Consider the following 25,993-nt stretch of genomic DNA (forward strand, 5'->3'; position numbering starts at 1 on the left):
CCGCCCTGAAGCGTTCGCCCTCGAAATCCAACATTGACCATGATCGCAAGGTCGCATAATCTATGCCGCACCCGCCGTCCCAACCTTCAACTGTCTGTGGGACATTGCCAACCATCGTCTGGAGAAAGCTCATGGCTCAAATGATGAAAGCCGCTGTCGTTCGCGAATTCGGCGCGCCGCTGCAGATCGAGGAAGTCCCCGTCCCGCGGCCCGGGCGCGGCCAGGTTCTCGTCAACGTGAAAGCGTCCGGCGTCTGTCATACGGATTTGCACGCCGCCGATGGCGACTGGCCGGTCAAACCGGCGCTGCCGTTCATTCCCGGGCACGAAGGCGTCGGCTACGTCGCGGCAGTCGGCGAAGGCGTCACGCATATCAAGGAAGGCGATCGCGTCGGCGTGCCGTGGCTGTACACGGCGTGCGGTCACTGCGAGCATTGCCTCGGCGGTTGGGAAACGCTCTGCCACGAGCAGCAGAACACAGGCTATTCGGTCAACGGTGCCTATGCCGAATACGTGCTGGCCGACCCGAACTATGTCGGTCATCTGCCTGCTTCCGTGTCATTCGAAGCTATCGCGCCGATTCTTTGCGCCGGCGTGACCGTCTACAAAGGCATTCGCGTGACGGATACGCGGCCGGGCCAGTGGATCACCATCTCCGGAATCGGCGGTCTGGGTCATGTCGCGGTTCAATATGCGATTGCCATGGGTCTGCGCGTCGCGGCCGTCGACATAGCCGACGACAAGCTCGCGCTTGCGCGTGAGCTCGGCGCCGAACTCACGTTCAACGCGCTGGACGGCGACCCGGCCGCCGCGATTCAGAAAGAAATCGGCGGCACCCACGGTGTGCTCGTGACCGCCGTGTCGCGCAGCGCGTTTGCGCAGGCACTCGGCATGGTGCGCCGTGGCGGCACGGTCGCGCTGAACGGATTGCCGCCGGGCGACTTTCCGTTGCCGATTTTTTCGACGGTGCTCGACGGCATCACCGTGCGCGGTTCGATTGTCGGCACGCGCAGGGACTTGCAGGAATCGCTCGAGTTTGCCGCGCAAGGCCGTGTCCGGGCGCGCATTCACCTCGACCGGCTCGAGAACATCAACCATGTTTTTGGGCAACTGAAAAGCGGCCAGGTAGATGGCCGCATCGTGCTGAAGCTCGACTGATCGACTGAGCGGCGGCATGTCGAGCGTAGCGAATGTGGCGAATGAAGCCGGGACTGGATGTGAAACCCTCTCGGCTCATTCAATGTCAGGCTGAGCGGGCTGGCCAGGCGGAGCGGGCTCGGCCGGCAGCGCGCAAGGCTGGATGGAAAGCGTATTCGACATCTTGAGCCGAACCCAGTCCATGCCCTCGCCGAGACCCGCGAGGATCGCCTGGTGTTCGGTGGGAAAAGTCCCGCTGTGCATGAACTCGTGTTTGAACACGCCTTGCGGCGTGTGATGACTCAGCTTGACCAGGCAGTCAAATCCGCCCGCCGCGCGATGAGTGGTGGCGACGACCGACCAGTCGCCGTCGCCCACGTTGCCCGAAATTGTCATGAGTCTCTCCTCGTTGCCGCACGCGTCGCACACTGACAGGCCGGCGCCGCAGGGGCGGCACCGGCCGTGCTCAGGCACGCGAACGCGCGGCTAGGCCACCGTCAGATTGTCGACGACCGCGTGCACGCCCGGCGCCGACCACGCCGCGCCGCGCGCCGCCGAGCGTTCGGCGAGCGAATCGACCTTGCCCGTCAGCGTGACCGTTCCTTCGTGCACCTTGACCTCGATGTGCTTCGCTTCGCGTTCCGCGTGACGCTGCAGCGCCTTGCCGATCTGCTCGCCGATGTCCTGCGCAGCGGCCTCGCCACCAATCCGGATGAGGTTGGAAACGCCCGTGACCCCGCGCATATGCGAGATGGTGCGCATCGCGACATGGCTCTGATACGCGCGGTCCACTTCGCCGCGCAAGGTCACCCAGCCTTTCTCGACCTGCACCTTGACCGCCTCTTCGCTCAAGCCCACGGTCCAGCGCAGCATGGTCCGCACGGCGTTGGCGATTTCTTCGTCGGTGCGCACATCGGTATGCGCGATGCGAACGCTCATCTCGACCACCACGGCTTTCACGCCGGCCACGCGCTGCGCGGCTTTTTCCGCCGCGACCTTTTCCGCATAGCTCGTCGGATGACCCGACAGCGTCACCACGCGATCGCGCACTTCGACACCGATATCCGTGCTGTCGACTGCCGGATCCCAAGCCAATTCGTCCTCCACCTGGCGCTTCAATTCGAAGTCCGATTTCATTGCATGCTCCTCGTGGGCTTTCGCCTCGTGTCGCGGCGCGCGCGGCGCAACATGCGGCCGCGAGCGCGCGACATCGCGCTCAGTTGATCTGCAGACGTTTGCGCTCTGACGGAGCTTTCTTCGGCAGCGTGAGCGAGAGCACGCCGTCCTTGTACTCCGCCGCTGCGGAAGCCTCGTCGACTTCACTTGCCAACGAAAACGCGCGGCTGACCGCCCCGGCATACCGCTCGCGGCGAATCACCCGCTCACCGTCTTTCATTTCCTGATTGCGTTCCACCTTGGCGCTGATCGACACGAGCGTGCCGTCGATCTTCACGTCGATATCTTTCTTTTCGACGCCCGGCAGTTCGGCCTTCACGGTGTAGGCGCTGTCGCTCTCGGTCACGTCGAGCTTGATATCGGCGAGCGGTTCGGTGCCTGCGCCGCGCAGCGGCCGGAACAGCCCCTGAAACAGCTCGGACATGGGGTCCATCTGGAACGGATCAAATCGGCTCATATTGCTCATCGTCGTGCTCCTCGGATGATCGGTGATTTCACAAAACACATGGCATTGCGCGCGTTTTAATACACGGTTCGACGCACGATCCGCCCTTCGCAAAACGCGTGCTCCAGCGTGCTTCGATCGGCGGCCATCGCCGCCTGCGCGGGAGCGCATCGGGCACTCTGTACCACTGACTTTAGGCTCGCGCATGAAGCGCCGGTTGACGTGTGTCAAGCGCGACGCAACGCACGCAGCCATGCGTGACGAGGCTCGCCTTTAGCCTGATGCCGACTTTCCCTGACATCCTTGAGGCTCCTCCGTGTAGGGAATTGCTGACACGGCTGCACGAATACTGACTCGACTCTCGGCGGCACCTGATTTATGTGGCGTGGACCATGGTCTTTACTGAAATCACCGGAAAGCGCCACTGTCAGCAGGAGACCATCATGCCTACGACCTCCTTTCAAACCGCATCGACGCCTGCGGACGGCCAGCCGCGCGAGACGCCCGACACCGCCGACGACTTCGCCCGGATCCTCGCGCTCGCCCGCGAAGCCGGCATGCTCGTCACGCTGGACGGTCAGATCGGCCGGCAGAAATACCAGAGCATCGCAGGCTCGCTCCAGGCGTTTCGGCGTTTCGCGCAAGCGTTGTGCGACGCCTCCGTGCGAGCGCCGGTGCGCTGAATCTGCGCCTCACAACACCCAACCACGGCATGGCCTGGAGGGATGAGACATGAAGCTGACGTTTCTCGGGGCGGCAGAAACCGTCACGGGTTCCAGGTACCTGCTGGAAGGCGCGAAGCTGCGGATTCTGATCGACTGCGGGCTTTTTCAGGGGACCAAGAACCTGCGGCTGCGCAACTGGAACCCTTTGCCGATCGACGTCCGCACGCTGGACGCCGTGATTCTCACGCACGCGCACCTGGATCACAGCGGCTATCTGCCGGTGCTTGCCCGCATGGGCTATCGCGGACCGGTGTACTGCACGCGCGGCACGCGCGATCTGTGCGAGATCATGTTGCGCGACAGCGCGCGGCTGCAGGAAGAAGAGGCGGCCTATGCGAACCGGCACGGTTTGTCGAAGCATCATCCGGCGCTGCCGCTCTACACCGTCGACGACGCGGAACACGCGCTCCAATTGCTGGAAGCCCGCGATTTCGACATGCCGCGGCAACTGAATGAGCAGGCATGTTTTCGCTTTTTGCCCGCGGGGCACATCCTCGGCGCGGCGAGCGTCGTGCTGTGCGTGGAGGGCAAGGTCATTGCCTTTTCGGGCGATATCGGCCGGCCCGACGATCCGATCATGCGCGCGCCCATGCCGCTCGCCCACGCGGACTATCTCGTCGTCGAATCCACATACGGCGACCGGCTACACGCGAAGACCGATCCGGCCACCGAACTCGCGGAGATCTTCGCGAATACATTCCGGCGCGGCGGCGTGGTGGTGATTCCATGCTTCGCAGTCGGGCGGGCGCAAACCATCCTTCATTACATCGCCCAACTCAAAGCGACCGGCCGCATGGCGAACGTGCCGGTGTTTCTCGACAGCCCGATGGCGACGAGCGTCACGCAGCTTTACCGGCATCACGTGGGCGAGCATCGCGTGAGTTCGACCGAGGCCAACGCGATCAGCCACGCCGCGCAGATGGTGCGCACGGTCGACGAATCCAAAGCGATCCTCGGGCGGCATGGCCCGATGGTGATCATTGCGGGCAGCGGCATGGCAACGGGCGGGCGCGTCGTGCATCACCTGAAAGCGTTTGCGCCCGACCATCGCAACACGATCGCGCTCGTCGGCTATCAGGCGGCGGGCACACGCGGTGCGGCACTCGCCGCCGGGGCGCCAGAAATCAAGATCCACGGCGAGTATGTGCGCGTGCGCGCCACGGTCGCGAGTCTCTCGTCGCTGTCCGCTCACGCCGACTATGGCGAGCTGCTCGCATGGCTGCACTCGCTTCCGGAGGCGCCGCAGCGCACCTTCGTCACGCACGGCGAGCCGGCCGCCGCCGACGCGATGCGGCGTCATATCGAAGAGACCCTGCACTGGCCTTGCGAAGTGCCGGAGTACCTTCAAACGGTCGCGCTGCCGGGCGCCGCGGACAGTGCCGCCGCCAGCCGGAGCCCCCAATTCGCACGTTGCACGCCGGATGATCCAGATCAATCCGCCGACGGCCCGGGCTGACACAGTGACGAGATGAAATCGTGCAGGAGACCACGACATGAGCGCACTGCCGCAAACGGCCGCCTGGTCCGTCGACGAACATGAACTGGAAAGCACCGCGAGCACGGAAGAAAAGCTGCGCTTCGCGCTGCGCTATGCGGTGCTCGCGCCGTCCAACCACAACACGCAGCCCTGGCACTTCATCGTGGACGGCGACAGCGTCACGCTGTGCGCCGACCGGCTGCGCGCCTTGCCGGTGGTCGATCCGTTCGATCGCGAGCTGATGATCAGTTGCGGCGCCGCGCTCTTGAATCTGCGCGTCGCGCTCAGCTACTTCGGACTCGCCTACGCGATCACCCTGCTGCCGTCCCGCTTCGACCCGGACGTGCTCGCCCAGGTGCGGATCGTTCCCGACGGTCATTGCGACGCGGCGCTCGCCTCGCTCCTTCCGGCGATTCGCCGCCGCGTGACCACGCGCGAAATCTTCAGGGACGAGCCGCTGCCTTCAGGCGTCCTGCAGCAGCTCGTCGACGCCGTCGAGGCCGAGGGCGCAGACGCCGTCTGCATCTCGAGCGCCCGGGTGCGGGAGAAAGTTGCCGAGCTCGTCGCCGAGGCGGACCGCATCCAGTTCGACGACCCGCGTTTTCGCCGCGAGCTCGCCAGCTGGATTCACCCGCGACGCCGCGAGGACGGCATGCCCGCGTTGTCGGCCGGTATGACGGCGCTACTCGATCTTGCGGCGCCGCTGCTGGCGTCGGTGGTGCGCACGTTCGATCTGGGCGGCGGTCTTGCCGCCGCGCACCATGCGCTCGCTGAAGGCTCGCCGCTGCTCGTTTGCCTCGCGACATCGACCGACGACGCGCCCGCGTGGCTCGCAGCCGGTCAAGCGCTCGAGCGGCTATTGCTGGTCGCGGCGAATGCCGGCATCACCGCGTCGTATCTGAATCAGCCGATCGAGGTCGGCGCGCTGCGCGAGCGGCTGCGTACGCTGCTCGTGATGGACGCGGTTCCGCAACTCGTGTTGCGCGTCGGCCGCGCGAAACGGCCGGGGCCGGCGATCCATTCGCCGCGCCGGCCGCTGACCGAGCTCGTGTCCTGAAGGACCCACGTTTGTCCGTTGAGGCTGCCATGAAGCATTTTTTCAGACTCGGCACGACGACGCCCGCAGCGACGGGCGCCCGCCCGGTGCACGGCGAGTCGCTACCACGCATCGTCTTGCCGCCGCCTGTGGTGAGCGGCGGCATGCCGATCCTCGACGCCTTCTCGAAACGGCGCACGACCCGCCGTTTCGCGCCGACCGAACTCGACGACGCGACGCTCGGCCAGTTGCTGTGGGCGGCCAACGGCGTGAATCGCAGACACGCGGGGGCCGAGCCCGACGGCGGCGACAGGCGTACGGCGCCGTCCGTTCTCGCCTTGCATGAAATCGAGGTGTATGCGGCGCTGACGCGCGGCATGTATCGCTACGATCCGCGCGCGCACTGCCTCGACCTGGTGATTGCGGCGGATCTGCGGGCGCTGACCGGCTATCAGGACTTCGTCGGCGAGGCGCCCGTCGAACTGGTGTATGTGGCGGACCTCACGCGCATGCAGGACATCGCGGCATCGCAGCGCGAGCCGTTCGCGTATGCAAGCGCGGGCGCCATCGTGCAGAACGTCTATCTGTTTTGCGCGGCGGCCGGTCTCGCGGTGACCGCGCGCAGCTGGCTCAATCGCAGCACGCTGGGCGCCGAGATGCGGCTGTCGCGAGACAGCGTGCCTGTCCTTGCGCAAACCGTCGGGCACTTCGATCCGGCGGACTCGGCGGACTCTTGATAGAGCTGAATTGCTAGAGTTGCAGCGCTGAAGGGCTCACGGCTCATACACCGCTCATACACCGCTCTCGCGCCCGTGAGCGCTTCAGCCGGGCCCATCATGCGGCCTTACACGGATGCACGCTGCTCCCGTTGCCCGTTGTCCGTCGGCTCGCGAACCAGCAGCACCGGGCACGTCGCCAGGCGCACAAAGCGCTCGGCCACGCTGCCGATCACCATGCGCCGCAAGCCGCGCCGCCCATGTGTGCCCATCACGACGAGATCCGCTTCGCGCTGGTCGGCGCAGCGCAGCAACGCGCCGGCGACATCTTCGGAGATGCCTTGCGTCTCGACGATCTCCGTCTCACCCACCACATTCAGTTCACGCATCTGCTCGCGCGCAGCATGCAGCAGCGTCAGACCGACCTGCCGCGCGGCGTCCGTCAGCAGATGCGGATCGCAGGCGCCCGCATACGTAAAAGCCGCCGACTGATCCACCACATACACCGCCGTCAGCCTGCCGCGCGAGAGCCTCGCGAGCTGGATCGCTTCCGAAAGCGCGCGTTTCGCGGCGTCGCTGCCGTCCAAGGCCACCACAATATTTGCATACATAACGGACTCCTAAAAGTTGAGCAGTAGCGTTGCGCCCGACGCGTCACGTCACGGATCGCGCGACATGACGCTCGAGCAGCCGTTCGGCGGCCTCGAATGCCTCATGCACCGCTCGATCCGGATCGTGACTTTGCCGATGCTCGACCGGCAACAGCTCGCCGGTGCGCAGCACGAGGTCGAGCCGCGCGTCGAACAGGCGCCGGTCAGACTCGTTCTCGGCCGTCGTGGGAACCGCGCGCATTGCATCCTGTGGAGCGCGCTCGCGGATAGCTTCCAGCGCAAGATGGCAGCCGGAAATGGATCGGCTGAACCGCTCGAGGCGCACCAGTTGCGCGGCCGCTTCGGACTCGATTTGCGCGGAGCCGGCAAACCCGAGGTACACGATCTGCATATCGATTCCCATACAACCTCCGCGCGCGCCGTGTTTCGCATCGACCGTTCGCGCTGCGAAAGCGGCGTGCATCGGCGAGTCAATGAATTCATCATGGACGCGCATGGGCAGGCGACGATTGACCTGTATCAACGGCGTCGCAGTGGCCGCGCCCGGCGCGCCGTTGATCCAGCGCAACGAGCGTCCCGGCCGCGCGGGTATGGTCTATACATTCACGGCCATCACCTGCGGGGACCATCAAATGAACCATGACGAATACGCCGGCACGCGCCCGCTTACGGCGGCCCCCCGCAATGAAGCGATCGAATCCGGCCATTTCTATCTGGTCGGCGGCGGCATTGCGTCGCTCGCGGCGGCCGCGTTTCTGATTCGCGACGCCGATGTGCCCGGCTGCCGCATCACGATTCTCGAAGCGCTCGGCAAAGCCGGCGGCAGCCTGGACGGCGCGGGCACGCCGCAGGACGGCTATGTGGTGCGCGGCGGCCGCATGCTGGAAAGCAAGTACCTGTGCACCTACGACCTGTTCGACTCGATCCCGACGCTGGACGGCCGCAGCAGCGTGACGAAGGAGATCTTCGACTGGAACGAGACGATCCGCACTTCATCGAAGTCGCGGCTCGTGCGCAACGGCAAACGCGAAGACGCGCCGGCGTACGGTCTCGGCGAAGCGCATCTGCTGACGCTCGGCCGGCTTTCGCTCGAACCGGAAGCGCTGCTCGGCGACAGCCGTATCTCGGATCATTTCGAAGCGGACTTCTTCGAGACCAACTTCTGGATCATGTGGTGCACGACGTTCGCCTTCCAGCCCTGGCATAGCGCCGCCGAGTTCCGCCGCTACCTCCTGCGGTTCGCGCATATGACGCCGGGCTTCAACCAGCTGCACGGCATCATGCGCACGGTGTACAACCAGTACGACTCGATGGTGCGGCCGCTGCGCAAATGGCTCGACGAGCACGGCGTGGTGTTCCTCAACAACACGCGGGTGGTCGATCTTCGGTACGACGAAAGCGGCGAGTTGAACCGCGTCGCGGCGGTTCTCTGCGAACACGACGGGCGCCGCGATGAAATCGCCCTCGGCCCGCACGACAAGGTGATGATCACGCTCGGCTCGATGACCGCGGGCTCGAGCCTCGGCGCGACGGATCGTGCGGCCGTCTTCAATCGCGACGACAGCAGCGGCGCCTGGGCGCTGTGGAAGACCATCGCCGCGGGCCGCGGGGAGTTCGGTCATCCGTCGGTCTTCGCGGATCACGTGGACGAATCGCGCTGGGTGTCCTTCACGGCGACACTGCACGATCCGACGCTCTTCCGTCTGATCCGCGATCTCACCGGCAACGTGCCGGGCGAAGGCGGCCTGATCACGTTCGCGCAATCGAACTGGCGGGCTTCGATCGTGCTGCCGCATCAACCGCATTTCATCGGACAGCCGAAAGACGTGCAGGTGTTGTGGGGCTACGGGCTCTTTATCGACCGGCCGGGCAATTTCGTCGCCAAGCCGATGGTCGAATGCACGGGCCGCGAGATCATGACCGAGCTGCTCGGCCATTTGCATATCGAGGCGCAGGCCGAGCGTATTCTCGACGACGCCATCTGCATTCCCTGCCTGATGCCCTTCATCACGAGCCAGTTCCTGCGGCGCCGGCATGGCGACCGGCCGCACGTGGTGCCCGAGGGCTGGGCGAACCTCGCGTTCATCGGACAGTTCTGCGAATTGCCGAACGACGTGGTGTTCACCGTCGAATATTCGGTGCGCTCGGCGCAGACTGCCGTGTACACGCTGCTTGGCCTCGACAGGTCGGCTCCGGCTGTGTACAAAGGTCAACACGATCCGCGCGTGGTGTACGGCGCGGCTTCGGCGCTGTCGGGCCACTGACTGGCCACGGAACGGAGCGCCGACGGCACTGAGCACACCACAACCGCCGCGCCGCGAAGCGCGGTGCAAAGCGCGGCAACGCGCAAGCCTTTTGGGGAAACGCCGTGGAGCCCGACGCAAGCCAGCCTGAACGCCCGCCCGTCCCGCTCGTTCTCGCCGGGTGGCGTGCGTCGCTTGCGCGCCTGCGCGAACATCCGCTCGCGCGCATCGGGCCCGGCCTGATTACGGGCGTCGCCGACGACGACCCGAGCGGCATCGCCACCTATTCGCAGGCCGGCGCACAATTCGGCCTCAACATGTTGTGGACGATGCCGCTCGCCTTTCCGCTCATGGCCGCCGTGCAGTCCATGTGCGCGAAGCTCGGCCGCGTCACCGGCAAGGGCCTCGCCGCCAACATCAAGGAAGCGTTCCCGCCTGCGGTGCTGTATGGCGTCGTGGCGCTGCTGCTCGTCGCCAACACGCTGAATATCGCCGCCGACGTCGCGGCCATGGGCGAGGCTGCGCAACTGGTGAGCGGCATCGACCGTCACGTGAGCACCGTCTGTTTCGTGTTCGCCACGTTGGTCCTGCAGATTTTCGTGCCCTACCATCGCTACGTGTTCTTTCTCAAGTGGCTGACCGTTTCCTTGCTGGCCTACGCGGCGGTGCTCTTCGTCGTACATGTGCCGTGGCGCGAGGTGGCGGTGCGCACGGTGTGGCCGCGCCTCGACCTGAATGCGGATGCGGCGGCCATGGTCGTCGCCGTGTTCGGCACAACGATCAGCCCGTATCTCTTTTTCTGGCAGGCGTCGGAAGAGGTCGAGGATCTGCACACCCACGCCGGCAGCGCGCCGCTCGTCGACGACGCCCGCGAAGCGCCCGCCGAACTGCAGCGCATCGGCTGGGACACGTGGAGCGGCATGCTGTATTCGGACCTGACCGCCTGGTTCATCATGCTCGCGACTGCCGTGACGCTGCACGCGGCCGGCGTCACGGATATCGCCACGGCGGCCCAGGCCGCCAGCGCGCTGCGGCCTCTCGCCGGGGACTTCGCTTATCTGCTGTTCGCGCTCGGCATACTCGGCGTGGGGTTCATCGGCGTGCCGGTGCTGGCCGGTTCCGGCGCCTATGCGTTGGCCGAAGCGCTCGGCTGGCCCGAAGGGCTCGAGCGCAAGCCGCGCGACGCGCTCGGCTTTTACGGCATCATCGCGGTCAGCGTGCTGGCCGCGCTGGCCATCCAGTTTTCGTCGATCAGTCCGATGAAAGCGCTGCTTTTCAGCGCCGTGATCAACGGCGTGGTCGCCGTCCCGCTGATGGTGGTGATTCTGCTGCTGGTCTCCAAACGCACGGTGATGGGGCCATTCACCGCGAGCCGGCCGGTCATTGCGCTCGGCTGGATCGCCACGGCGGTCATGGGCGCCGCTGCTGTGATGATGCTGCTGCCGCGCTAGGCAAGCCGCGTCATCGGCGCGCCGTCAGCAGCTCCATTCGAGCGTCTGATAATGCGCGAGGTGCCGCTTCAATTCGCCGACAAACGGTTCGAGCAACCGTTCGAGTGACGCCGCCGCAACGCTGCGTTGCACGTGGGCGGCGCGCACCTTGCATTGCGCGACGGGCGCCTTGCCGGCCAGCGCGCGCATTTCGTCGAAAGCCGCTTCGGCGCCGAGACCGCCCAGGCTGCAAAAGAAGCCGATGTGCCGAAACTTCGTGCGGTTTTGCAGCAGGTATGCGCGCACCGGCGAGGACACTGCGCCCGCCCAGATGGGCGTGCCCACCACCACCAGATCATATTGCGATGGATCGAGCCCCGCCGGGACGATCTCGGCCGGCCGCTTGCGCCATGAGTCCATCACGCAGCGCAGATAGCCGGACGCGCCGCGCCGCTCGGTGTAATCGCAGATTTCCTCGACGTCGGCGGACAACATGCTCGCGAGCGTGCTGGCGAGCATGCGCGTCGTGCCGGTACGCGAGAAAAAGACAATGAGAACGCGGGGCTCGGACATGACTCGCTCCTTCCATGGATAGCGCACGGGCACACGTATCAGCGCCATGCATGCATGTCCGGAGCTTAAGCGGCAGCGCGCGGCGCTTCATGATGCAGGTCAAATACCGCTGCGAGGCGCCTCGCGCCTTGCGTCGTTTGCCACGCTTTGCCGCCGTTGATCTGCATCAACGAGGCAAGCGGCGTGGTTCGTAGACTCAAGCTCATCCGCCAATGCGTCACTTCTCTCCGGGAGCATTCGCCATGAGCTTCAAGACCATCGTTGTTCACCTCGACACGAGCCCGAACGCGCATCCCCGGCTCGAAACCGCGCTCGGCGTCGCGAAACAGTTCGGCGCGCATCTGACGGGCGTATTCGCCGTGTTTTCGCCGGATCCGCGCTCTCTGTATGTGATGGCCGGCACGGCCGAGTACTACCGCCAGCATGAAGAGCTTCGCGCCGAACGGCGCGCCGCGCTCAAGCGGCTCTTTCACGCGGAGCTTCGACGCGCCGAGGTGCAGGGCGAATGGCTCGCCGTCGACGAACCCGCCAGTTTTGCCGTGCCGCGCCTCGGCCGCTGCGCCGATCTGATCGTGGCGGGCCAGGACAATCCCGGCGACGCGGAATCGTATGTCGGCGATCTGTTTCCCGAGAACCTGATCCTGACGAGCGGACGCCCGGTGTTGCTGGTGCCGTACGCGCGCAACGAACGCTCGACGGGCCGCCGCATTCTCGTCGCGTGGGACGGCAGCCGCGAGGCCGCGCGCGCCGTGCACGACGCGCTGCCGTTCATACGCGCGGCGGAAAAGACCACGGTGCTGACCATCAACGGTATGCGTGAAGGCGGGCAGGACCGCGTGCGCGGCGCGGATATCGCTGCGCTCATCGCGCGGCACGGCGTGCCCGTTGAGGTCGCCGATATCGAGACGGGTGCGGACGCGCCGGTCGGCGAGACGCTGCTGTCCCAGGTCGCCGACAGCGGCGCCGATCTGCTGGTCATGGGCGGGTACGGGCACTCGCGCTGGCGCGAACTCGTCATGGGCGGCGCCACGCGCACCATTCTCAAGTCGATGACCGTGCCGGTGCTGATGTCCCACTGAGCGCCGACCTTCTCTTCTCATTCAGGAGTGTTCGCCATGTACAAAAAGATTCTGGTTGCCGTCGACGGCAGCGAAACCTCGTCGCGCGCGCTGGCCGCCGCGGTCGATCTCGCGCGCGAGTCGGGCGCGCGACTGCAGCCGCTTTTCGTAGTGGACGTGCCGCTGCTCTCTTACGACGTGCCCGGCTACGACCCCTCGTATGTGCGCGATGCGCTCGTCGAGGAAGGCAAGCAGGTGCTCGCCGACGCCACCGCGCAAATGGCCGCGGCGGGCGTGAAAGGGCCGTCGCGCATGGTCGAAACCGATCTGACCGGCGACGACATCGCGCATCGCATCCAGCTCGCCGCCGAGGAGTTCGAGGCCGACGTCGTCGTCATGGGCACGCATGGCCGGCGCGGCGTGGAGCGGCTCGTGCTCGGCAGCGTCGCCGAGCGCTTCTTGCGGATCGCCACCTGCCCGGTGCTGCTGATTTCCGCCCGCTGCGCGCCGGTTGCCGTGGCGGCCACGATCGCGCAGCAGGCGCTCAAAGAGCCGTCGTAGACGGCGGTGTGTCGTTTGCGCAACTTCCAGGCGCAACCCGCAACGGGTGCATAACGCATGGGGCGGCCAGATCGGGCTATGCGCCGGATCTCGCCGCCTGGCGCCGCTCGCTGACTTTGCGTCGGCGTGCATAGCGTGCATGGCGTGCATAGCCTGCACCAGGCGGCAATACCTGTTCATGCGCCGGAGCCTGTCCCCCGGCGCCGCTCGCGGCCCCTATCCGCGTCGCTCGGAGCACGGCGTTGCGCGGCAGACCCGCGCCCCCTTGACCCACCAACTTCCCCCCGCGCGGGTGGCACGGCACTGGCATGATCCCGGCGTTTCGCGGACAATGAGAAGAAATATCCGCTCTGCGCTCGGAAGATTCGCGCCGCCCCGTAAGGCAAGCCGTGCAGCTGCCGAGCTTTCCGCAGCGCAAGTGGAATCCGTCCGCAATCATTCAAAAGAGGCGCACATGCCCGTCAGCGGTAAGACGCCCACGCCGCGCAGCGCGGTATCGCAGGAGCCGTCGAGCTGGTTCGCGGCACGCCCTGCATTGGCGGCAGCGGCGGCCTTTGTGGTAACGCTCGCCGTCATGCTGGCCGCGCGGCGCTGGTTCGATCCTGTGCTGTTCATCTGCGTCGCCGCTGCGTTGCTCGTCGCCACGAGCGCCTTCATGCTCGTGCGCGCGCGTCGCGAAGCGTCCTCCGCGCATAGCGAAGCCAGCGCGGCAATCACTCAGTCGGGCGTCAACGAAGCGCGCATGATGGCGATCATCCGTTCGTCGATGGAAGCCATCATCACCATCGACGAACAGCAGCGTGTCGTCCTCTTCAATCCCATGGCCGAACAGGTGTTCGGCTGCTCCGCCATGGACGCGATCGGCGCCCCGCTCGCGCGCTTCATCCCCGAGCGGTTCCGCGCGGCCCATGCGCGGCATGTCGAACAGTTCGGCGTGACCGGCGTGTCCGACCGGCAGATGGGCCGGCAGCGCGTGCTGTCGGGCCTGCGCGCGAACGGCGAAGAATTTCCCATCGAGGCCTCCATCTCGCAGATCCGCGACGGCGACACGCGGCTTTACACCGTCATGCTGCGCGACGTCACGGAACGGGTCCGCGCCGAGCAGGCGCAGCAGCGGGCGCGCGAGGAACTGCGCGAACTGTCGGCCAATCTGCAGAAGATTCGCGAAGACGAGAAGACGCGCATCGCCCGGGAACTGCACGACGACCTCGGCCAGCAGCTTACCGCGCTCAAAATGGACATCTCCTCGGTGGAAGAGACGCTCGGCGTCTCGGCGAGCACCCTGGTGCGCGAGCAATTGCAAGGCATGCGCCGCCTGATCGACGTGACCGTGGCATCCGTTCGCCGTATTGCCGCCGATCTGCGCCCGGTGATGCTCGACGACCTCGGCCTGATCCCCGCCGTCGAATGGCTCGCCAACGACTTCACGAACCGCTACGGCATCGAGGTGCGGCGCGATATCGAAACCGGCGACGCGCGCTTTTCCCCGACAGGCGCCACCGCGCTCTTTCGCATCGTGCAGGAGGCGTTGACGAACGTGGCGCGCCACGCCGACGCTACCCTGGTCACGCTCAGCCTGCGCGTCGCAAACGAAGGCTTCGTGCTGCGCATCGCCGACAACGGCCTCGGCTCGTCTCACGGCGGCGAGCCGGCCGGCAAATCGTTTGGCCTGCTCGGCATTCGCGAGCGCGCGCACATGCTCGGCGGCGCCGTCGACATTCAAACCGCGCAAGGCAAGGGTTTTGCGTTGCGCGTCACCATTCCGGCGGAGGCCGTGCAAATGCAGGAGTTGCAATCATGACCCGAGTGCTGCTGGCCGACGATCATGCGCTCGTGCGCGACGGTCTGCGTCATATTCTGAAGAGCGCGAGCGGCTTCGAGGTCGTGGGCGAAGCAAGCGACAGCGTCACCACTGTCGCGCTGATCCGCGCCTGTCCGGCCGAGGTGCTGGTGCTCGATCTGTCGATGCCGGGCCGCAACGGCGTCGAGCTCATCAAGCAGATCAAGGACGAAAAGCCGGCGCTGCGCATTCTCGTGCTGACCATGCACGCCGAACAGCAATACGCGGTGCGCGCCTTCAAGGCCGGCGCATCCGGCTATCTGACGAAGGAAAGCGCGAGCGCGGAACTCGTCGCGGCCGTGACGAAGGTCGCTGCGGGCGGCGTCTACGTGAGCCTCGCGATGGCCGAGCGGTTCGCGCAGAGCCTGAACGAGCCCACCGACCTGCTGCCGCATCAGCGTCTGTCCGACCGCGAATTCGACGTGCTCAAACGCATTGCCGCCGGCCAGACCATCACCGAGATCGCGGCCGAACTGTGTGTCAGCGCGAAGACGGTCAGCACGTACAAGACGCGCATCCTCGAAAAAATGCAGATGCCGCACGAGGCCGCGCTGGTGCGCTATGCGATGCGCCACAAACTGGTCGGCGACGAGGAAGACGAGATCTGACCGTTTCTGCAGCCCCGCCCGCGGGCTGCGAGGCATGATGTAGGAAATCCCCTACAGCCCTTCTTGCTCACCTACTCGAAGTTCGCTGCGCGCCGATTTTATTTCGAGACAGCGCGGCCGATACTTCGAGCCATGAACTCAAGACTCAATCACCCCGCGCTGCGTGTATTTCTCGTCGACGACGCTCACCCGGTCCGGCGCCGCATGGCCGCGCTGTTCGGCGCCCTGGAGGGCGTGGAGATCGTCGGCGAAGCCGAGGAGCCCGGTGCCGCATTGGCCGGCATCGAGGCCTGCGCCGCCGATCTCGTCGTCACCGAGCTGGGTCTGAACGGCGGCACGGGCCTGGAGTTGCTGGCGTCGCTCGCGCAACGCCTGCCGCACGTGATCGCGATGGTGCTCACCAACCGTTCCGGCGCCGGGTTCCGGCATGCCTGCCTGACGGGCGGCGCGCACTACTTTTTCGACAAGACCCGCGAATTCGAACTCGCGCGAGCCACGGTCCAGCGGATCGCCGGTCAGCATCAGGCACGCGCCGCCGTTCTTCAATCAGGAGCCCATCATGTCTGACGTTGCCGCCTACCCGGCCGCCTCGCGCGCATTCATTCCGCTGCACGCGTCGCCCGCGCCGACGCAACGGCCCGGCCCCGAGCGCGCGCGCAACAAGGATCCGCTGCGCTGCACGTCCTGCTCGATGCGCGCGATCTGCATGCCGCAAGGCCTCACGGCCGACGAATTGCAGCGGATCGAAGCGCTGATCTGCCCGTCGCGCACCATCAGGCAGGGCGAGACCATCTATCGCGCCGACGACGCCTTCCAGAACATCTATGCGGTGCGCGCGGGCTCGTTCAAGACCGTCGTCATGCACCGCGACGGCCGCGAGCATGTGACGGGCTTTCATCTCGCCGGCGATTCGCTCGGACTCGACGGCGTCTGCTTCGGCCGCCATAGCTGCGATGCCGTCGCGCTCGAAGACAGCAAGGTCTGCATCATCCCGTTTCATCAGCTCGAGGCGATGTGCCGCGAAGTGAAGGCCCTGCAGCAACACGTGCATCGGATGATGGGCGGCGAGATCGTGCGCGAATCGTCGCAGATGATGCTGCTCGGCACGATGTCCGCTGAACAGCGCGTGGCGACTTTCCTGCTGAATCTGTCGGATCGCTTGAGAAAACGCGGCTATTCGCCGGCCGAATTTCATCTGCGCATGACCCGTGAGGAAATCGGCAGCTATCTCGGCATCAAGCTCGAAACGGTGAGCCGGATGCTGTCGCGATTCCAGCGCGAGGGGCTTCTCGATACGCGCGGCAAGAACATCCGGATTCTCAATCACGAAGGTTTGATGCAGGTGTGAGGCCGGCGCCCGGTGTGTCCCGCTTGATCGAGGTCAACGGCAGCCGGGTCGCCGCCCTTACACTGAGTTCAACCCTCGCACAGGAGTTGCATCGTGAACGCCCCATTCCGCCGATGCCTTGTTGCATGCGCCGCAGTCATGCTGGCCGCCGGCTCCGCGCATGGGCAGTCCTCCGAGCCCAGCGCGCTCGTCGATCAGCACCACTGCATGTTCTGCCATACGCGCGACGCGCCGTTTCTCGCACCGTCCTTCCAGCAGATCGCCGAACGCTATCGCAATGTGCCGAACGCGCAGTTCATGCTCGAACACAAGCTGCGGCTCGGCGGCAAGGCACATTGGGGAGATATGGCGATGCCGCTGCCCGCCGATCGCGGCGGCCCGATATCGCCGGAAGACGCGCATACGCTCGTGCAATGGGTACTGACTCAATGAAGCCGCGCGCGACGCGGCCGCAATAGCCACGAGCTGCGACCAGCTTTGTTCGTTCCGGCGGGGGATTCCGTTAGGAGAATCATGATGCGCCTCACTATCCACCTTGACACGTTCGACCGTGTGCACCCCATGGCCTTCGCCATTCTCTGGCTCGACATGGACACGCGGCAATGGTCGCGCGAGGGTCATCTCGGTCTTGAGCTGCCTGAATGGGGCACCTTGCAGATCGACTGCGGCAATACCGTCGTATCCGCGCCCGAGGACTGCGCGCCTGTCTGCGTGCTGGAAGGGCTCGATCTGAACGATTGCAGCAGGCGCTTCGAAGGCGAAACCGGGCGCGCGCAGTGGTGCGCCGAACGCGGACGCGCGCTCATGACGGGCCACTGGCACGTGCAATGTATCGACAACCAGGAGGCGCAGGCGGAGCACGGCCTGTTCGCCGCCGGCGAGGAATCGTAGCAGCGCTTGGGCGCGTCGGTCACGTTGGCCGCGCACAGTCGACGCGGCCCGGTTGCCCGGCTGCTCTACTCGTCGCCCGTCGATGCCGGGTTGAGCAGCAGCACGAACGCCGCGACGCCGACCACCATGGCGGCGAATCCGTATCTCACGAGTCCGCTCTTATCGAACAGCAACCCGTCGATTGCCACGGACAAACCGGCAAGAGACGCAAACACGGCGACCACTGCAACGACGATCCGGTATTCGGCGCGTACCATGACTTTCTCCCGGCCGCTTGCGCGGCAGCTGCATCGACAGGCTGTGAGGCGGGCGTGATTCACCCAAGCCCATGATCCGTGCTTTAGCGGGGCCGCAATTGATTGATGTCAACGATGCCTGCCACGTTGCCCGGAATCGCCTGGCGCGCTATTTGCATCGTGTCGCATCACACGGGCGCCGGCAGAACGACCGGGGCCGGCTCAGGAGGAGACAATGCGCGACGACACGCATCACGCCGTAACCCCGCTCGCCTCTCGCGACGCTTGCTGGCTGACGCCGTCCATTCAAAAGTCGCATGAACGCTCGGAAATATTCGGCCTGAGCGAGTCCATGCGCCCTGACTACGACGTGCTGCCTGCCGGCGAACTGGCATTGAAACTGGAACAGAACCGCATTCTCTGCGCGCACGCCACGCCGGTCATGGAAACCCTCCATGATCAGATTGTGAACACCCAGAGCATGATCGTCCTGACCGACGCGGAAGGCCTGATTCTTCATTCCATCGGCGACGACGATTTCCTGCGGCGCGCCGAGAAAGTCGCCCTGCGGCCCGGCGCGAACTGGGCGGAAAACCGGCAAGGCACCAATGCTATCGGCACGGCGCTCGCCGAGCGCAGCGCAATCGTCGTCCACGGCGAGCAGCACTATCTGGCCGCGAACCGCTTTCTCACCTGCTCGAGCGTGCCGATTCTCGATCCCTACGGCGATCTAATCGGCGTGCTGGACGTGACGGGCGATCATCGCAGCTATCACCAGCACACCATGGCGCTCGCGAAAATGTCGGTGCAGATGATCGAGAATCATCTGTTTGCGAACACCTTTCGCGATACCTTGCAGATCGCCTTTCACGGCCGCGCCGAATTTCTCGGCACGTTGATGGAAGGCATCGCCGCCTTTACCTGCGACGGCCGCTTCCTGTCCGCCAATCGCAGCGCGCAGTTCCAGCTCGGCCTGCCGCTTGCGGGATTGCGCGCGCATACGCTGTCGTCGCTGTTCGGACTCACGAGCGCGCAGTTGATCGACCGTCTGCGCACGCACCGCGACCGTCATCTGTCGCTGAACCTGAGCAACGGCGCAGTGGTCTGCGCAAATGTGCAGTTCCGCCGCAGCACGCTCGCCGACGAGCCCGCACGCTTTCACGCGCCCGGCCAGACGGCGCCGGCCCAGCGCAGCGAGCCATCGGCGCCGCCCGCCAATCCGCTGTCGAGGCTCAGCTATCTGGACACCGGCGACCCGCAGATTGCGTCGGTCATCGCGAAGGTGCGCAAGGTGATCGGCAAGAACATCCCGATCCTGATCACCGGCGAAACCGGCACCGGCAAGGAACTGCTCGCCCAGGCCATTCACAACGATTCGCCGCGCCGCGCGGGGCCGTTCGTCGCGGTGAACTGCGCGTCGATCCCGGAAACGTTGATCGAATCCGAACTGTTCGGCTATGAAGAAGGCGCCTTCACCGGCGCGCGGCGCAAAGGCGCGGTCGGCAAACTGCTGCAGGCCAACGGCGGTACGCTCTTTCTCGACGAAATCGGCGACATGCCCTACCCGTTGCAGGTGCGGCTCCTGCGCGTGCTGCAGGAGCGTCTCGTGAATCCGCTCGGCTCAGCAAAGTCGATTCCCGTGGACGTCGCGATCATTTGCGCCACCCATCGCGATCTGCGCGAAATGATCGCGCAAGGCCGTTTCCGCGAGGATTTGTACTACCGGCTCAATGGACTCGTCGTCAAATTGCCGCCGTTGCGCGAGCGCACCGATTTGTCGGCGGTGATCAAAAAGATGCTGGATTGCGCGTCGGCAGAGAACGCCGGCGGCCAGCCGCTTAGCATCGCCGACGACGTCATGGCGCTTTTCGAGCAATGTGCGTGGCCCGGCAACTTCCGCCAGCTCGGCAATCTACTGCGCACCGCGTCGGTCATGGTGGATCCGGACGGCGAAATTCGTCGCGAGCATCTGCCTGACGATTTCTTCGACGATCTGCGCGCCGTCGGCCCGTCGTCCGCGCAGGGAATGGACGTATTGCCGCTACCCACCGGGCGGCTTCACGACGTGGCCGCGAGCGTGATCGCGAACGCCGTCGCGCAGCACGGCGGCAACGTATCGGCCGCGGCGCGCATGCTCGGCATTTCGCGCAATACGATTTATCGGAAACTGCCCGCGCAAGGCGCGAACCACAGCGAAGACGCGGCGTGATTCGCGCGCAGCGGAGCAGGCGCAACGCAGTGCACTGCTCCATTTTGCAACAGGCCTGTGCTGCAATTGAACAGCGCGCGAGCGTCAGGGCCGCGCGCGGCACACTGCACATGCCCGTCACAAGACCCATCGGCCACAAGCCAGCCCTCGGCTGCGCTGCAGCGGCCGGCTCGCGTTTCGCATGGACCGACCTCGCCTCTGGATACGTTCGGCATGGACCTTGCGTTTGAAGAGAGGACCGCTTCAACGATGCGGTTTTTCAATCAATCGTCCAACCCAAGGAGACAGCCATGCAGTGGACCACCCCCGCCTACACCGATCTGCGTTTCGGTTTTGAAGTCACGATGTATATCGCCACACGCTAACAGCACCGATGAAACGCCGCCGCGCGCGTCGTTGAATGGAACGCGCGGGCGGCGGCTTGCCGCAACGAAATCAATAAGGTGTGCCTGGTATGAACGCTCCGGATACTGAACGCTGCATCGGTCCGCGGCCGTATTTGCGCCCGCTTTTCAGGCTGCAATGGGAAGTCGCTGGAGACGGCTATGTGCTGCTCTCTCCCGAAGGCGCCGTCAGATTGAATCCGAGCGCAGGCGAAATTCTGAGCCGTTGCGACGGCACGCGAGAACTCGACGACATCATCGGCGAGCTCGAGGATCTTTTCAACGCGTCCGATCTCGCCACGGACGTCTACCGTTTTATCGAACACGCGCGGCAGCGCGGCTGGGTGGAGTGATCCGGTCCGCGTGTGGAGCTGCATGTCGCGTATGTCGCGTTGGACTCCAGACGCACGTGTTGAAAGCGCCCGGCGATTCTCCCGAATAACAGAGAATCGCCGGGCGCTTTCGCTTATGCAGTTGCCTGGCGCCATGCGTTCTATCGACGCCTGACGCTATGGCGAAGTCCCCGCGTTCAGCGAACTGCCCGCGTTCAACGGTTTCGACGACGCTCTCGCGCTCTCGTCCGTCAACTTGCTCTTGCCGGCGCTGTAGCCGTTCGAATACAGCAAAAACGCCATGATGTCCGCGTAGTCCTGCGGCTTCATCTTGCCCGGACGATCCGCCGGCATGTTGTTCGCCATGTAGCCATACACGCCGCCGATGGTCAGCTTCGCATTCGCCGTCGGCGCGAACGACGGCCCGCGCAACGCCGGCGCGTTGAGCCCCTGCAGTTCGGGACCGTGGCACTTCGCGCACGCGCTCGAATACAAGGTCTTGCCGTGCGCGACCTGCGCGCGGTCGAACGCGGGCGCGTCCGCGGACACTGCTGCATCGACCTTGATGAAACCGCCCTGCTCGATGTCACGGCCGCCGGCTCGCATGATGGGCGACTTGAAGTCGGCACGGCGAGGACCGTCGCGATAGGCAAACTCCGTCGCGTCGGGCACGCTCGCCTGCGCGACGCGAGGAAGTGTCCAGCCGCGCGTCAACGCAGCGAGCCTGCCGTTGGACTCCATCTTTGCCAATGCAGCGTCGATACGCGGCTGCAACGCTGCACCGTTTTTGCCGAAGGCAAACACCAGATGCCAGTCGGCATACGCCGACGCTGCTTGCGCGATATGAAAGCGCTGCTCGGGATGCGTCTTCGTATAAGCGACGACAGCCGGATACCAGACAATCGCGCGTTGCGCATGTCCGTTTGCGACGGCATCGACGGTCAGTTCTGCGGTGTTTTCCAGGTCGAGCTTCACGCCGGGCTGCTGCACGGCGATCAACTGCGCGGGGCTCGCATAGGTGGCGGCAACGATCTCAGCACCGCCTGTTTGCGCCGCCGATTCGCGCATCGTCACGCTCACGTAACCCGACTGCAGATAAGCACGCGAAAATGTGAGCTTGCTATTGGAGCCGTCCGCAACAGACGAGCGTGGAAAACCGGCGATCACATCGCACTTGCGCGCGAGCGCCTTGTCGAGTTCCTTGAGCGACACGCCGTCGTCGTCGCTGCCCGCAAAGCCGCCCGGCGCGAGCGTAAGGGCCACGCCTGCCGTGCGGAACGCTTCGCGCGTCACCGCTTCGTCGAGCGCCGTCGACGGACTGCCTGGCAACGTGCACACGCGCACGCCCGCGCTCGCGTGGCCTGGTATCAGCGCGCCGCTTGCGAGCAACGCGCCGGCAATAGCGATTGAATTGAGTCGAGTCTTCATGATCTTGCTTCCGGGGAAAGGCGGGGGCGGCGCGCGCCGACTGCTCGTGCGAATCTGCATCGAGCAGCTGGGCGCTGCGGCCGCGTGAACATCAGCCGTGGTTGAGTGCGAACACGTACAGCGTGCCGCCGCGTGGGATCTTCTCCGCAGCCTTCGCCATCGGGCCGCCCCAGATAGGATTGGCGCCGCCGTAGCCGGCGAGAATCGCCACGTACTCCTTACCGTCGACTTCGAATACCGACGGCTGCGCCACGATGCCGCTCGCGAGTTTCGGGCTCTTCCAGAGCACCTTGCCGGTCGCCGAATCGAATGCGTACAGATGGCCGTCAAGCGAACCGCTAAACGCGAGCCCGCCCGCGGTCGTCGCCACGCCGCCGTTCCAGGGCAGCTTGCTCCAGAAACTCCACAGCTTCTTGCCCGTGCTGACGTCGATAGCCTGCAGTTCGCCGTAGCCCTTGCTGCCCGGCTCTGGCTTGATCTCGAAGCCTTCGCCGAGATACGGCAGTCCTTCCATGTAGGTGACCGACTTGCCGGACAGCGACATGCACGCGTGCAGCGAGGGAACGATCGCGACCTGCTTGTCCGGATCGTACGAAACCGACCACCAGTTCTTGCCGCCGAGGAAGCTCGGACATGTTTCGATGGTCGTGCCGGTCTTCGGATATTTGGAGGGATCCTGAATCGGCGCGCCGTCCGCCGTGTAGCCGGTGACGGAAGTCGCCTTGACGAACGGCTTCGCGTAAATCAGCTTGCCTGTGCCGCGGTCGATGGCGTGAAAATAGCCGTTGCGGTCCGCGTGGATAATTGCATCGTAGTCCTTATCCTGGTACTTGATGTTGGCGAGCACCGGCGTGTTGACGCCGTCATAGTCCCAGGTATCGTGTTTCGTGTACTGATAGTGCCATTTGAGATCGCCGGTCTTCGGGTCGAGCGCGAGCAGCGAATCGGAGTACAGGTTGTCGCCCGGCCGCAGATCAGCGAGCCACGGTCCCGGATTGCCGACGCCCCAGTACAGCGTTTTCGATGCCGCGTCATACGTGCCTGTTAGCCACGCAGGCGCGCCGCCGTGTTCCTGCATGCCGTCGGGCCAGGTATTGCCGCCTTTCTCGCCGGCCGCGGGCACGGTGAAGCGCTTCCACAGTACGTTGCCGTTGTCGGGGTTCAATGCCGCGATAAAACCGCGCGCGCCATATTCGCCGCCCGCACTGCCCACCACCAGCGCGCCGTCGAGCGCGAGCGGCGCAAGCGAAAACGCGTAGCCGAGTCCCGGTTCGAACATCGTCTTGCGCCACGCAAGCGACCCGGTTTGTGCATCGAGCGCGACGACCTCGCCGTTGAGCATCGCCACATAGACGTTCTTGCCGTAGAGGGCGACGCCGCGATTGATCACGTCGCAGCATGCCGTCTTGAACGACTCGGCGCCGAGCTTCGGTTCGAACTTCCACAGTTGCTTGCCGCTCGCGGCATCGAATGCATAGACGTTGTCTTTCGGCGTGGTCACGAAGAGATAACGGCCATTGACGATCGGCGTCGCTTCGAAACCCTGCTGCAGATCCGCGGGAAACTTGTAGCTCCACACCTGCTTTAACTGCTTCACATTCGACGTGTCGATCTGCTTGAGCGGCGAATGGGCCTGGCCGTTGTAGGTGCGGTAGTAGGTGAGCCAGCCGGGATCGCTTTGCGCAGCGGCCAGCCGTTCATAGGTGACGGCGGGATAGTCGTCGGCCACGGCGGCGGTCCCGCATGACAGACTGACGGCCGCGGCGACGCCTATCGCAAGCGCTCTCGGCCGCAGCGCCGAAATGGAACGTGCTTTCATCCTTGTCTCCTGTGTAGACCCGAGCGGCAACGTCAGCTGTCTGTGCGAGTCGGTGCTTCCAGCATCGACTCCCACCGCATGCAACGCTGCTTACTCGGGTCCCATGCAACATGGGTTGCGCTCGACGTGAGTTGTCGCTTCAGTGGCGCACCGCAAGGCACGCCACGTCGATCCCGCACCACATGTTCGCTGTTGAGTTATCGACGGGAAGCCGGCTGGCGACGCCATCGTCTGGGGAACGCAGTCTGGCTGCGAGCCCTGTTAGGCAAGTCACATGCCATTGGGGCGGCGCTGCGGCGCAAGGCGCGCCAGGCCGGGAGAGACGGGACAATGCGACGGATCAGCCCGCCGGCCGACGTGATGAAGGCTGTTGCACGTTGACGCAGTTCAGCGCCGATGTGTTGCTAAACAAGACAGCGGCACTTGGCCAGAGGCGAGCGCGGAGTCGCTGCGTCCGCTGAGCGCGTCGAGCCTTCACGTAATCGACGCCCCGAGCGCAAACGCCTTCTGCAGGAAATTCGCCGTCTTGGCCGGCGCGGCCTCCATGCGCGAGGCGAGCGACAGCCGGATCGAAATGGCGTTGCCGAGCACGTCGGTGTAAGCGACGCCTTCCACGCGGATCTGACACACGGAAGCCGGCACGAGCGACACGCCGAACTCCGCGGCCACCAGATTCACCACGGACGACAGCTGCGGCGCCTGCTGTCCTGCGATCGGCTCGAAGCCCGCCTCCCGGCACGCGCCGACGATGACGTCGTGCAGTGTGGGGCTCGCCTCTCGCGGCAGCATCACGAAGGGATCTTCGGCCAACGCTGCCAGCGGGATCCTGCGCTTTTTCGCGAGACGATGCGTGGCCGGCAACACGACCCTCATCGGCTCGATGGCGATGTGATGGAACTGCACGCCCGCCGGCGACTGGCTGCCAAGCCGCACGAAAGCGACGTCGACACGTCCGTCGCCGAGATAGGCGAGCAACTGCGCCGTGTTGCCCTCCGCAAGCGTGAGCGTGACGTTCGGATAATCCTGCCGATACGCGCGAATCAGCTTGGAGACCACGGGATTGAACGCAGCAGAGCCGGTAAAACCGATATTGAACTGCCCGATCTCGCCGCGCCCTGCACTTTGCGCCTTTTCGACCGCGAGCCGGGTGTCGTGCAGGATGCGCTGCGCGTCGGCGGCAAAGGCCTCGCCTGCCTCGGTCAGCACCACGCCATGGCCGGTGCGGCGAAAGAGCCGCACGCCCATTTCGTCTTCCAGCGCATGAATCTGCTGGCTGAGCGGCGGCTGACCGATGCCCAGTCTTTCGGCCGCACGCGTGACGTTGCGCTCTTCGGCGACCGCCAGAAAGTAGCGGATATGGCGCAATTCCATGCGATATATGAGAAAACTATTTCAGGAAGACGCGATAGATATTGGACAGTATATCAGCGGTGCGACAAAATATCGCCATCGCGCAGTCCGCGTCCTATAAGTGTTCCCGCAAAACATCGCCTTTTACGCTAGATGACGAAGGCAGGACGAGCCGCGCCGATGGGGCGCGCGGCGGTTTGCGCCGTTGTGTTTATCTAATGAGGTGAAGGGGTCTATTGTGGCTGAGACATTGAAAAAACCGAGGCCGGAATTCCGGAACATCGGTATCGGGCAGATATTGACGGCGTACCGGCTGCCGCTTGCCGGGCGGGTGTCGATCCTGCATCGCGTGAGCGGGGGGC

The 25,993-nt window shown here is 65.0% G+C and carries 29 protein-coding genes and 1 pseudogene; 19 read left to right on the forward strand and 11 right to left on the reverse strand.

What is annotated here, in order from left to right; all coding sequences use genetic code 11:
• The first annotated feature begins 131 nt into the window (after positions 1-131).
• On the forward strand, positions 132-1,157 hold the full coding sequence (adhP, locus tag HV711_RS30635) for an alcohol dehydrogenase AdhP (protein WP_035484367.1): 1,026 nt from the start codon (positions 132-134) through the stop codon (positions 1,155-1,157).
• 75 nt (positions 1,158-1,232) lie between these two features.
• Here adhP and HV711_RS30640 read toward each other — a convergent pair whose 3' ends face one another.
• From HV711_RS30640 to HV711_RS30650, 3 genes are all read right to left on the reverse strand, one after another.
• Positions 1,233-1,532: a hypothetical protein gene (locus HV711_RS30640; RefSeq protein ID WP_035484369.1), complete on the reverse strand. Its 300-nt coding sequence runs from the start codon at positions 1,530-1,532 to the stop codon at positions 1,233-1,235.
• Positions 1,533-1,622: 90 nt separating this feature from the next.
• A complete protein-coding gene (locus HV711_RS30645; protein ID WP_013591473.1) occupies positions 1,623-2,273 on the reverse strand; it encodes a BON domain-containing protein in 651 nt (216 codons plus the stop codon).
• A 79-nt stretch (positions 2,274-2,352) separates the two neighbouring features.
• Complete coding sequence (locus HV711_RS30650) at positions 2,353-2,778, reverse strand: Hsp20/alpha crystallin family protein (protein WP_028361728.1); 426 nt, start codon at positions 2,776-2,778, stop codon at positions 2,353-2,355.
• Between the two features lie 422 nt (positions 2,779-3,200).
• Between HV711_RS30650 and HV711_RS30655 the strand changes: the two genes are divergently transcribed.
• The 4 genes from HV711_RS30655 to HV711_RS30670 are packed head-to-tail and all read left to right on the forward strand — an operon-like array spanning position 3,201 to position 6,732.
• Positions 3,201-3,440 (forward strand): hypothetical protein, encoded by a 240-nt coding sequence (locus HV711_RS30655; RefSeq protein ID WP_035484372.1) that lies wholly within the window; start codon positions 3,201-3,203, stop codon positions 3,438-3,440.
• Positions 3,441-3,489: 49 nt separating this feature from the next.
• Complete coding sequence (locus HV711_RS30660) at positions 3,490-4,938, forward strand: MBL fold metallo-hydrolase RNA specificity domain-containing protein (protein ID WP_035484375.1); 1,449 nt, start codon at positions 3,490-3,492, stop codon at positions 4,936-4,938.
• Positions 4,939-4,975: 37 nt separating this feature from the next.
• Positions 4,976-6,016, forward strand: a complete 1,041-nt coding sequence (locus tag HV711_RS30665) for an Acg family FMN-binding oxidoreductase (RefSeq protein ID WP_028361725.1) — start codon at positions 4,976-4,978, stop codon at positions 6,014-6,016.
• A gap of 29 nt (positions 6,017-6,045) precedes the next feature.
• Positions 6,046-6,732, forward strand: a complete 687-nt coding sequence (locus HV711_RS30670) for a nitroreductase family protein (RefSeq protein WP_175145538.1) — start codon at positions 6,046-6,048, stop codon at positions 6,730-6,732.
• Between the two features lie 107 nt (positions 6,733-6,839).
• On the opposite strand, the gene HV711_RS30675 is transcribed toward HV711_RS30670, so the two are convergent.
• The gene (locus HV711_RS30675) at positions 6,840-7,322 is read right to left on the reverse strand and encodes a universal stress protein (protein ID WP_035484230.1); all 483 of its coding nucleotides are present in this window, start codon (positions 7,320-7,322) and stop codon (positions 6,840-6,842) included.
• Positions 7,323-7,365: 43 nt separating this feature from the next.
• Entirely contained in the window at positions 7,366-7,725 is a 360-nt protein-coding gene (locus HV711_RS30680) for a hypothetical protein (RefSeq protein WP_035484242.1), read from the reverse strand.
• 91 nt (positions 7,726-7,816) lie between these two features.
• On the opposite strand from HV711_RS30680, the gene HV711_RS30685 reads away from it, so the two are divergent.
• Positions 7,817-9,586, forward strand: a complete 1,770-nt coding sequence (locus HV711_RS30685; RefSeq protein WP_175145540.1) for an oleate hydratase — start codon at positions 7,817-7,819, stop codon at positions 9,584-9,586.
• Positions 9,587-9,690: 104 nt separating this feature from the next.
• Positions 9,691-11,016, forward strand: a complete 1,326-nt coding sequence (locus tag HV711_RS30690; protein WP_028361721.1) for an NRAMP family divalent metal transporter — start codon at positions 9,691-9,693, stop codon at positions 11,014-11,016.
• 24 nt (positions 11,017-11,040) lie between these two features.
• Here the strand turns inward: HV711_RS30690 and HV711_RS30695 are convergent, their stop codons facing one another.
• Both HV711_RS30695 and HV711_RS33865 read right to left on the reverse strand, forming a co-directional pair.
• Positions 11,041-11,568 (reverse strand): flavodoxin family protein, encoded by a 528-nt coding sequence (locus tag HV711_RS30695; protein WP_035484231.1) that lies wholly within the window; start codon positions 11,566-11,568, stop codon positions 11,041-11,043.
• Positions 11,569-11,633: 65 nt separating this feature from the next.
• Complete coding sequence (locus tag HV711_RS33865; protein ID WP_279612674.1) at positions 11,634-11,768, reverse strand: hypothetical protein; 135 nt, start codon at positions 11,766-11,768, stop codon at positions 11,634-11,636.
• 42 nt (positions 11,769-11,810) lie between these two features.
• Between HV711_RS33865 and HV711_RS30700 the strand changes: the two genes are divergently transcribed.
• The 8 genes from HV711_RS30700 to HV711_RS30735 all read left to right on the forward strand — a co-directional run bounded on the left by HV711_RS30700 (position 11,811) and on the right by HV711_RS30735 (position 17,874).
• Positions 11,811-12,647: a universal stress protein gene (locus tag HV711_RS30700; RefSeq protein WP_013591462.1), complete on the forward strand. Its 837-nt coding sequence runs from the start codon at positions 11,811-11,813 to the stop codon at positions 12,645-12,647.
• A gap of 36 nt (positions 12,648-12,683) precedes the next feature.
• Positions 12,684-13,187, forward strand: a complete 504-nt coding sequence (locus tag HV711_RS30705) for a universal stress protein (RefSeq protein ID WP_028361719.1) — start codon at positions 12,684-12,686, stop codon at positions 13,185-13,187.
• Between the two features lie 454 nt (positions 13,188-13,641).
• Entirely contained in the window at positions 13,642-14,988 is a 1,347-nt protein-coding gene (locus HV711_RS30710; RefSeq protein WP_035484232.1) for a sensor histidine kinase, read from the forward strand.
• Complete coding sequence (locus HV711_RS30715; RefSeq protein ID WP_013591459.1) at positions 14,985-15,635, forward strand: response regulator; 651 nt, start codon at positions 14,985-14,987, stop codon at positions 15,633-15,635. Before HV711_RS30710 ends, HV711_RS30715 begins: the two co-directional genes overlap by 4 nt.
• Positions 15,636-15,767: 132 nt before the next feature.
• Positions 15,768-16,202 carry a response regulator gene (locus tag HV711_RS30720; protein WP_028361717.1) on the forward strand — a complete coding sequence of 145 codons (435 nt, stop codon included), beginning with the start codon at positions 15,768-15,770 and terminating at the stop codon, positions 16,200-16,202.
• A complete protein-coding gene (gene fnr / locus HV711_RS30725) occupies positions 16,195-16,983 on the forward strand; it encodes a fumarate/nitrate reduction transcriptional regulator Fnr (RefSeq protein ID WP_035484234.1) in 789 nt (262 codons plus the stop codon). Before HV711_RS30720 ends, fnr begins: the two co-directional genes overlap by 8 nt.
• 138 nt (positions 16,984-17,121) lie before the next feature.
• A complete protein-coding gene (locus HV711_RS30730; RefSeq protein ID WP_014972808.1) occupies positions 17,122-17,415 on the forward strand; it encodes a c-type cytochrome in 294 nt (97 codons plus the stop codon).
• 84 nt (positions 17,416-17,499) lie between these two features.
• Positions 17,500-17,874 carry a DUF3564 domain-containing protein gene (locus HV711_RS30735; protein ID WP_035484236.1) on the forward strand — a complete coding sequence of 125 codons (375 nt, stop codon included), beginning with the start codon at positions 17,500-17,502 and terminating at the stop codon, positions 17,872-17,874.
• Between the two features lie 65 nt (positions 17,875-17,939).
• Here the strand turns inward: HV711_RS30735 and HV711_RS30740 are convergent, their stop codons facing one another.
• Entirely contained in the window at positions 17,940-18,131 is a 192-nt protein-coding gene (locus HV711_RS30740) for a DUF2964 family protein (protein ID WP_013591454.1), read from the reverse strand.
• A 214-nt stretch (positions 18,132-18,345) separates the two neighbouring features.
• Here HV711_RS30740 and HV711_RS30745 point away from each other — a divergent pair, with 214 nt between their 5' ends.
• The 3 genes from HV711_RS30745 to pqqD all read left to right on the forward strand — a co-directional run bounded on the left by HV711_RS30745 (position 18,346) and on the right by pqqD (position 21,055).
• Positions 18,346-20,319, forward strand: coding sequence for a sigma-54-dependent Fis family transcriptional regulator (locus HV711_RS30745; protein WP_035484237.1), 1,974 nt, complete (start codon positions 18,346-18,348; stop codon positions 20,317-20,319).
• A gap of 290 nt (positions 20,320-20,609) precedes the next feature.
• Positions 20,610-20,684 (forward strand): pyrroloquinoline quinone precursor peptide PqqA, encoded by a 75-nt coding sequence (pqqA, locus tag HV711_RS30750; protein WP_013341955.1) that lies wholly within the window; start codon positions 20,610-20,612, stop codon positions 20,682-20,684.
• An 89-nt stretch (positions 20,685-20,773) separates the two neighbouring features.
• Positions 20,774-21,055, forward strand: a complete 282-nt coding sequence (gene pqqD, locus HV711_RS30755; RefSeq protein ID WP_013591452.1) for a pyrroloquinoline quinone biosynthesis peptide chaperone PqqD — start codon at positions 20,774-20,776, stop codon at positions 21,053-21,055.
• Positions 21,056-21,211: 156 nt separating this feature from the next.
• Here the strand turns inward: pqqD and HV711_RS30760 are convergent, their stop codons facing one another.
• From HV711_RS30760 to HV711_RS30770, 3 genes are all read right to left on the reverse strand, one after another.
• On the reverse strand, positions 21,212-22,462 hold the full coding sequence (locus HV711_RS30760; RefSeq protein WP_035484239.1) for a c-type cytochrome: 1,251 nt from the start codon (positions 22,460-22,462) through the stop codon (positions 21,212-21,214).
• Between the two features lie 91 nt (positions 22,463-22,553).
• Complete coding sequence (locus HV711_RS30765; protein ID WP_035484241.1) at positions 22,554-24,281, reverse strand: methanol/ethanol family PQQ-dependent dehydrogenase; 1,728 nt, start codon at positions 24,279-24,281, stop codon at positions 22,554-22,556.
• Positions 24,282-24,755: 474 nt separating this feature from the next.
• A complete protein-coding gene (locus HV711_RS30770; protein WP_013591449.1) occupies positions 24,756-25,652 on the reverse strand; it encodes a LysR family transcriptional regulator in 897 nt (298 codons plus the stop codon).
• 217 nt (positions 25,653-25,869) lie between these two features.
• Here HV711_RS30770 and HV711_RS30775 point away from each other — a divergent pair.
• Positions 25,870-25,993 (forward strand): annotated as a pseudogene (locus HV711_RS30775) (succinate dehydrogenase, cytochrome b556 subunit); the annotation flags it as partial.

The sequence above is a fragment of the Paraburkholderia phenoliruptrix genome, assembly GCF_902859825.1.
In the GTDB taxonomy this organism is placed as follows: domain Bacteria; phylum Pseudomonadota; class Gammaproteobacteria; order Burkholderiales; family Burkholderiaceae; genus Paraburkholderia; species Paraburkholderia phenoliruptrix.

Coding starts and splice junctions, on each gene's coding strand:
- HV711_RS30730 (WP_014972808.1), top strand. CDS start 17,122: ATGCTGGCCGCCGGCTCCGCGCATGGGCAGTCCTCCGAGCCCAGCGCG.
- HV711_RS30735 (WP_035484236.1), top strand. CDS start 17,500: ATGCGCCTCACTATCCACCTTGACACGTTCGACCGTGTGCACCCCATG.
- HV711_RS30745 (WP_035484237.1), top strand. CDS start 18,346: ATGCGCGACGACACGCATCACGCCGTAACCCCGCTCGCCTCTCGCGAC.
- HV711_RS30695 (WP_035484231.1), bottom strand. CDS start 11,568: ATGTCCGAGCCCCGCGTTCTCATTGTCTTTTTCTCGCGTACCGGCACG.
- HV711_RS30670 (WP_175145538.1), top strand. CDS start 6,046: ATGAAGCATTTTTTCAGACTCGGCACGACGACGCCCGCAGCGACGGGC.
- HV711_RS30710 (WP_035484232.1), top strand. CDS start 13,642: ATGCCCGTCAGCGGTAAGACGCCCACGCCGCGCAGCGCGGTATCGCAG.
- HV711_RS30715 (WP_013591459.1), top strand. CDS start 14,985: ATGACCCGAGTGCTGCTGGCCGACGATCATGCGCTCGTGCGCGACGGT.
- HV711_RS30645 (WP_013591473.1), bottom strand. CDS start 2,273: ATGAAATCGGACTTCGAATTGAAGCGCCAGGTGGAGGACGAATTGGCT.
- HV711_RS30650 (WP_028361728.1), bottom strand. CDS start 2,778: ATGAGCAATATGAGCCGATTTGATCCGTTCCAGATGGACCCCATGTCC.
- HV711_RS30700 (WP_013591462.1), top strand. CDS start 11,811: ATGAGCTTCAAGACCATCGTTGTTCACCTCGACACGAGCCCGAACGCG.
- HV711_RS30760 (WP_035484239.1), bottom strand. CDS start 22,462: ATGAAGACTCGACTCAATTCAATCGCTATTGCCGGCGCGTTGCTCGCA.
- adhP (WP_035484367.1), top strand. CDS start 132: ATGGCTCAAATGATGAAAGCCGCTGTCGTTCGCGAATTCGGCGCGCCG.
- HV711_RS30685 (WP_175145540.1), top strand. CDS start 7,817: ATGGGCAGGCGACGATTGACCTGTATCAACGGCGTCGCAGTGGCCGCG.
- HV711_RS30660 (WP_035484375.1), top strand. CDS start 3,490: ATGAAGCTGACGTTTCTCGGGGCGGCAGAAACCGTCACGGGTTCCAGG.
- pqqD (WP_013591452.1), top strand. CDS start 20,774: ATGAACGCTCCGGATACTGAACGCTGCATCGGTCCGCGGCCGTATTTG.
- HV711_RS30720 (WP_028361717.1), top strand. CDS start 15,768: ATGAACTCAAGACTCAATCACCCCGCGCTGCGTGTATTTCTCGTCGAC.
- HV711_RS30740 (WP_013591454.1), bottom strand. CDS start 18,131: ATGGTACGCGCCGAATACCGGATCGTCGTTGCAGTGGTCGCCGTGTTT.
- fnr (WP_035484234.1), top strand. CDS start 16,195: ATGTCTGACGTTGCCGCCTACCCGGCCGCCTCGCGCGCATTCATTCCG.
- HV711_RS30770 (WP_013591449.1), bottom strand. CDS start 25,652: ATGGAATTGCGCCATATCCGCTACTTTCTGGCGGTCGCCGAAGAGCGC.
- HV711_RS30675 (WP_035484230.1), bottom strand. CDS start 7,322: ATGTATGCAAATATTGTGGTGGCCTTGGACGGCAGCGACGCCGCGAAA.
- HV711_RS30655 (WP_035484372.1), top strand. CDS start 3,201: ATGCCTACGACCTCCTTTCAAACCGCATCGACGCCTGCGGACGGCCAG.
- HV711_RS30680 (WP_035484242.1), bottom strand. CDS start 7,725: ATGGGAATCGATATGCAGATCGTGTACCTCGGGTTTGCCGGCTCCGCG.
- HV711_RS30640 (WP_035484369.1), bottom strand. CDS start 1,532: ATGACAATTTCGGGCAACGTGGGCGACGGCGACTGGTCGGTCGTCGCC.
- HV711_RS30665 (WP_028361725.1), top strand. CDS start 4,976: ATGAGCGCACTGCCGCAAACGGCCGCCTGGTCCGTCGACGAACATGAA.
- HV711_RS30765 (WP_035484241.1), bottom strand. CDS start 24,281: ATGAAAGCACGTTCCATTTCGGCGCTGCGGCCGAGAGCGCTTGCGATA.
- HV711_RS30705 (WP_028361719.1), top strand. CDS start 12,684: ATGTACAAAAAGATTCTGGTTGCCGTCGACGGCAGCGAAACCTCGTCG.